Annotated in this window: 1 protein-coding gene; it reads right to left on the bottom strand. The window is 57.2% G+C overall.

Annotated features, from left to right (window positions below; translation table 11 throughout):
* Positions 1-48: 48 nt before the first annotated feature.
* A partial coding sequence (locus tag AC13QO_RS29905) for an IS30 family transposase (protein WP_488542766.1) occupies positions 49-1,033 on the bottom strand: 985 nt, incomplete at its 5' end.

The raw sequence follows: 1,033 nt of genomic DNA, 5'->3' as shown, positions 1-1,033 counted from the left end.
TGGAGAAGCTAACCCAAGTGCATCATGCCTGTTTTGCAGGATAGGGGATCACCCATCTTCGCGCAAATGCGCCATAAATACCTCGGTCGGTGTCCTGTATCCGAGGCATTTGCGCGGCTGATCGTTGATTTGGCGCGTCAGGTTGAGAAGGTCGTGTTGCGACACAACTGCCAAGTCTGTGGTGCCTGGCAGGAAACGTCGAATGCGCTTGTTGGTGTTCTCGACGGTTCCTTTTTGCCAAGGCGCACTTGGGTCGCAAAACCAACTATGCGCACCGATCCCTTCTTCCAAAGCCCTGAATCCGGCAAACTCGGTACCGCGATCAAAGGTGAAGCTTTGACGCGCGAAGGCCGGCAAAGGCGAAAACGCTCTGATGATCTTGTCCATGATCGGGCGCGAGTGCCGGCTCGGATTCTTGATGAGAACGGTATAGCGGCTCTTGCGCTCGACGAGGGAGGTGACATTGGCATGGCCGAGTGGACGTTCGAAGATGAGGAGGTCGCCCTCCCAATGCCCAAACTGCGATCTATCTCCAATAGAATCAGGACGTTGGGATATGCGGTGCGTGGCTGGAAAAACACCGTCGCGCGGCTTCCTGGAGCGCAGTGGACGACGTTTGCGGCGCGCTTCCGGTAGATACTGATAGAGACCAAGCCCATAATCTTCCTTGCTGTAGATAAAGCGATAGATTGTCTCCTTGCAAACGCGAACACGACTGAGGCCGTCCGACAGCAGGCGTCCGGCAATCTGTTCCGGAGACCAGCGAGCCTCCAACTGGTTGATGATCTGTGTTCGCAAATTCGGGTGACGCCGCAGCTTTTTCAGCCGGCGACGTCGGTCCTGCGCAATGTCGTTCGCAACCGTGCTGTAGTAGCCGTCGTAGTCCGGCAGGTCACGATCGCGAAACGTGTTGCGCTTGATCTCGCGGTAAATCGTCGAGCGGTGACGGCCAAGCTGACGGGCCATCTCGTTGACCGGAACTTTCGCCGCCACCAAGTGATGCAGGCGTCGGCGATCGGCGAGGGCAAGCTGC

This window comes from Rhizobium sp. CNPSo 3670, from assembly GCF_057784555.1.
The sequence above is the reverse complement of the archived record's forward strand: the minus strand, read 5'-3'. Positions and strand labels throughout refer to the sequence as shown.